Source organism: Legionella stuttgartensis, assembly GCF_977063405.2.
The window spans coordinates 1-4395 of record NZ_CDRUHA020000020.1 but is presented as its reverse complement, the minus strand read 5'-3'; the positions used below and the strand labels follow the sequence as shown (position 1 = coordinate 4395).

The window sequence follows — 4395 nt, the reverse complement described above, 5'->3', positions numbered from 1 at the left end:
AAGAGAAAGGTTTTTCTCAAGAGGGTTTTGCCAATTTCATCGAAATGAATCGGGGTTACTACGGGACTGTGGAACGTGGCGAAGCCAATATAACCATTTTAAATCTTCTAAAAATTCTTAAAGGATTGAATGTCACACCCAATGAGTTAATCCCACCTGCAACATATGTGAGTTTGAAGAAGAAAATCACTAAAAACTCAGCCAAACCATCATGCCTGAAATTGAAAGATTAATCATAAATAACGGTATAATTTCCAAGCCCATATCTACCATTATGACTATTAATATAATATGAACACATTTTTAGCTTATAATTGTTTCAATTTGCGCCTTGTTATCCAATCCATTCTCGCTTGAAATAGATTAATCAATTCTAATGATGCACTAAGTCCTTATTTAACAAACAGTGCTATATTATAAAAAAGAATTTATAAAATAAGGTGGGTTGTTTTTATCTTGATTCAGCTATCACTTTATTTCATTGCAAGGAGCATTGATATGCCAAAGCAGAAACTTTTTAAAGCAGTTATTGGGGTAATGACCTTATTAAGCGCGATGCTTTTCTTGGTCTCTTGCGCCCCATCAACAACGACCAATAATTCACACAATGTTTCTCATACTTATGAAGGGCACAACACGGGAGGAATAGGTTGGCATTAATAGGAACAGGTATGTTTTTGCTTTTCATACCCAGTTCATGTAGTGCTATAGTAAGATGTTCAGTCCAAATAATTCATTGAAAAAATAATAAGGAGATTTCATTATGTTAAAACGGAATGTATTCATTTTATTGGCTGCTTGCAGTTTGGTTGCCACGCCACTCTTTGCAGAAGAAATGTCTTCTGGTTCTCAAATGAATAACATGGGAATGCAAAACACGAATCAGCAGTCAACCCAACTCCAAGAAGAAATGAAACAAATGCAAGAAGCACTAAAACAAATGCAACAGATGCATGATAAGCTGATGAATGCTAAAACAACAGAAGAAAAGGCATCCTTGATGCAGACACAAATGCCCATGATGGAGGAAGGCATGCATACGATGCAAAAAGGCATGAAGATGATGAAAAGTATGCCCGATGACACAGCAAAACAACCCGAAACGATGGAACAGCGCATGAAAATGATGCAAATGATGATGCACATGATGCAGATGATGATGGACAATAAAATGATGGGATGCCCCATGATGAAAAACCAATAAATTCTGCAAGAGGATTCCATAGGATAGTTGAGTCAAATTACCGGGGCTTTTATTGACCTTTCTTAAGAGCCCTATCGTTAAGAATAAGACTGGAAGATAATGGATAACAACACGGCTGTTGCTCAAAGTCATGGAACGCCAATTGGCAGGATAATCGAAATCAATGGTCCTGTAGTCAGGATAAATTGTGATGTTTTACCTCCTTTACATCAATCCCTTAAAACCCACACGGACAATGATGAATACATTTTAGAAGTGTGTCAACACCTTGATGAGCATCATGTGAGAGCCATCACGCTCCACCGTGCCTCAGGATTGCAAAGGGGTTTAATAGTCTATGATCAAGGCACTTCATTACAAATTCCCGTTTCAAAAGAGTGCCTGGGCCGCCTTTTAAATATTTTTGGTGAGCCGTTAGACGGTGCCCCGCCATTAGAAACCAATGAATATCGTGATGTTCTAGCCAAATCCGAACCACTTCAAATGACGAGTACTCAAGAAACCATTCTTGAGACAGGAATTAAGGTCATTGATTTACTTTGTCCCTTCGTCAGGGGCTCTAAAACAGGATTGTTTGGTGGTGCTGGAGTTGGAAAAACCGTCCTCCTGATGGAGTTGATGCATGCCATTATTCAATTACATCAAGGAACCTCCGTCTTTGCTGGTGTAGGGGAGCGCATTCGGGAAGGACATGAATTGTGGCATGAGATGAAATCCGCAGGCGTCATGGATAAAACCCTCATGGTGTTTGGTCAAATGGATGAATCGCCAGGGGTGCGTTTTCGCACAGGACTATCGGCATTAACTTATGCCGAATATTTGCGTGATACGTTGGAGCATGAGGTTCTTTTTCTTGTGGATAATATTTATCGTTTTGTGCAAGCCGGCAGTGAAATTTCGGGATTACTTGGCCGAATGCCGGCAAGTGTCGGTTATCAACCCACCTTAATGACTGAAATAGCGGAACTTGAAGAGCGCATAGCGTCAACTGCTAAAGGAGCAGTGACTTCGGTACAAGCGGTTTATGTTCCAGCCGATGATATGAGCGATCCGGCGGTGACTGGGATTATTACTCATTTGGATTCCATTATCGTACTCTCTCGCTCACAAGCAGGCAAAGGCATTTATCCTGCCGTGGATCCCTTAGCTTCCAAGAGTCAATTTATGGATAAAATCATACTTGGGGAACGACATTATTCCATAGCACAAGCCGTACGAGAACACCTGGAACGTTATCATGAGTTAGAAGACATGATCTCTATGATGGGAATTGATGAGCTTTCTCCTAAAGACCGTGCTATCGTGTTAAGAGCACGCAAACTGCAACGCTACCTTAGCCAACCCTTTCATGTCACAAAGCGTCAAACAGGAATGGAAGGGAAATCGGTTTCATTAGAACACACATTAACCGATTGCGAATCATTCCTAAGTGGCGATTACGATGGGTTTGCAGAAGAAGAGTGTTACATGATAGGTGCCATGAATAAAGGGAGATAACGACTGACATGGAGCTTTTTACCATCCATCTTAAGAGTGCCACACAATATGAAATAATGGATAAAGTGGTGAGTTTTGTTGGCGAAGACCACTCGGGACAATTTGGGATTTTAGCTCATCATGGTCGGATGATGACCTGCTTAAAATTTGGTTTGGCCTGGTTTCGTGATGAAAATCAAGAGACGGAATACTTAGCATTGCCAGGTGCCGTGGTTTATTTCATTGAAAATCAATTGCATATCGCAACAAGACATTATGTACGCCATAAAGAGTACCAAGCCATTCAAATGGCCATAGAGGCAGAATTACATTGGGAAGAAGACAACCTAGTGCGCACTAAAGAAAGCTTACATCGTTTGGATGAAGAAATGTTAAAGCGTTTATGGGAATTAAAACGGCAGAACACCCATGGAATTTAAAAATTCAAACAAGGAACTGGAACAACAAGTGAAACGGAAAGTCCGCAAAATCAATGAAGCCAAAAAAGAAAAATCGACTTTATTAGCTCAAACGGTTTACCTGGGTACTTTAGGCTTTGTTTTTGTATTACCCATCATTGCAGGAGCCTATCTTGGGGTTTGGCTTGATGAACAAATAAAAGGGTACTCCATCAGTTGGACCATCAATTTAATCATCCTTGGTGTGATTATTGGCGCCATTAACGTGTATCTTTTAATTAAGGATTAACTGTGGGAGAAGAAGGATTCTTAGCGCATTTTACCTTTTCAATCGGTGTGCTACCCATCACACAAAGCGTCTTGACCACGTGGTTCATTATGATGATCTTATTCCTTTTGGCATGGGGTTCCACGCGACAACATGCGTTATTACAACCAAGCACTTACCAAGTCATTTGGGAGGGCATTTTGAGTACCATGCAGGATGCGATGAACGAAGTAGTGCCTTACCACGTTGAGCTCATCTTTCCATTTGTAGCCACCTTGTGGATTTTTATCCTGGTTTCCAATTTAATTGGTGTTATTCCGGGATTTTATTCACCAACGGCTGATTTATCGGTGACGGCATCCCTTGCGATAATGACTTTTTTATCGGTACACTGGTTTGGAATTCGTGCCGAGGGGTGGCGAGAGTATTTGAAACATTATATTAAGCCAACTCCTTTTTTGTTGCCTTTTCATTTAATCAGCGAAATCTCTCGAACCTTAGCATTGGCTGTCCGCTTGTTTGGTAATATCATGAGCTTGCAATTAACCGCCCTGATTGTCCTCATGATTGCCGGATTTTTAGCCCCTATTCCAATACTCATTTTACATATTATTGAAGCCATTATCCAAGCGTATATTTTTGGCATGCTGGCTTTAATTTACATTGCTGGGGGCATTCAAGCCCATGAGCTTAAAAGCCAAGGAGAATCGTTATGAATGACATGAGTTGGTTTAGTTTGGCATCAACCGTTATTGCCGCAATCGCCATTGCCATAGGAACCATAGGGCCGGCTATAGCTATGGGGCGCGCGATTAGTCACGCCCTGGATGCGTTGGCAAGGCAACCTGAAGCCGAAAAATCCATCACCAGAACATTATTTATTGGTTTGGCCATGATCGAATCGTTAGCCATTTATTGTTTGGTGATTGTTTTGATTATCCTCTTTAGAAATCCATTATTGTCTTATTTTGTAACGCAACAGGGATAAAACCAATGGAACTCTCTTGGACCACTTTTTCATTAGAACT

At 40.8% G+C, this 4395-nt stretch carries 8 protein-coding genes; all 8 read left to right on the top strand.

Annotation, left to right across the window (positions count from 1 at the left end):
• Positions 1-233 (top strand): helix-turn-helix domain-containing protein (locus ACWTEW_RS05595; RefSeq protein WP_454783620.1); only part of this gene is annotated, 233 nt, incomplete at its 5' end.
• 265 nt (positions 234-498) lie between these two features.
• Positions 499-660: a hypothetical protein gene (locus ACWTEW_RS05590; protein ID WP_454783619.1), complete on the top strand. Its 162-nt coding sequence runs from the start codon at positions 499-501 to the stop codon at positions 658-660.
• Positions 661-763: 103 nt separating this feature from the next.
• Entirely contained in the window at positions 764-1204 is a 441-nt protein-coding gene (locus ACWTEW_RS05585; RefSeq protein ID WP_454783618.1) for a type IV secretion protein Dot, read from the top strand.
• A 99-nt stretch (positions 1205-1303) separates the two neighbouring features.
• Positions 1304-2701, top strand: a complete 1398-nt coding sequence (gene atpD / locus ACWTEW_RS05580; protein ID WP_454783617.1) for a F0F1 ATP synthase subunit beta — start codon at positions 1304-1306, stop codon at positions 2699-2701.
• An 8-nt stretch (positions 2702-2709) separates the two neighbouring features.
• Complete coding sequence (locus ACWTEW_RS05575) at positions 2710-3120, top strand: F0F1 ATP synthase subunit delta/epsilon (RefSeq protein ID WP_454783616.1); 411 nt, start codon at positions 2710-2712, stop codon at positions 3118-3120.
• Positions 3110-3388, top strand: coding sequence for an AtpZ/AtpI family protein (locus tag ACWTEW_RS05570; protein ID WP_454783615.1), 279 nt, complete (start codon positions 3110-3112; stop codon positions 3386-3388). Before ACWTEW_RS05575 ends, ACWTEW_RS05570 begins: the two co-directional genes overlap by 11 nt.
• A gap of 2 nt (positions 3389-3390) precedes the next feature.
• On the top strand, positions 3391-4083 hold the full coding sequence (locus tag ACWTEW_RS05565; RefSeq protein WP_454783614.1) for a F0F1 ATP synthase subunit A: 693 nt from the start codon (positions 3391-3393) through the stop codon (positions 4081-4083).
• On the top strand, positions 4080-4355 hold the full coding sequence (locus ACWTEW_RS05560; RefSeq protein ID WP_454783613.1) for a F0F1 ATP synthase subunit C: 276 nt from the start codon (positions 4080-4082) through the stop codon (positions 4353-4355). The genes ACWTEW_RS05565 and ACWTEW_RS05560 overlap by 4 nt, the downstream gene beginning before the upstream one ends.
• The last annotated feature ends 40 nt before the right edge of the window (positions 4356-4395 follow it).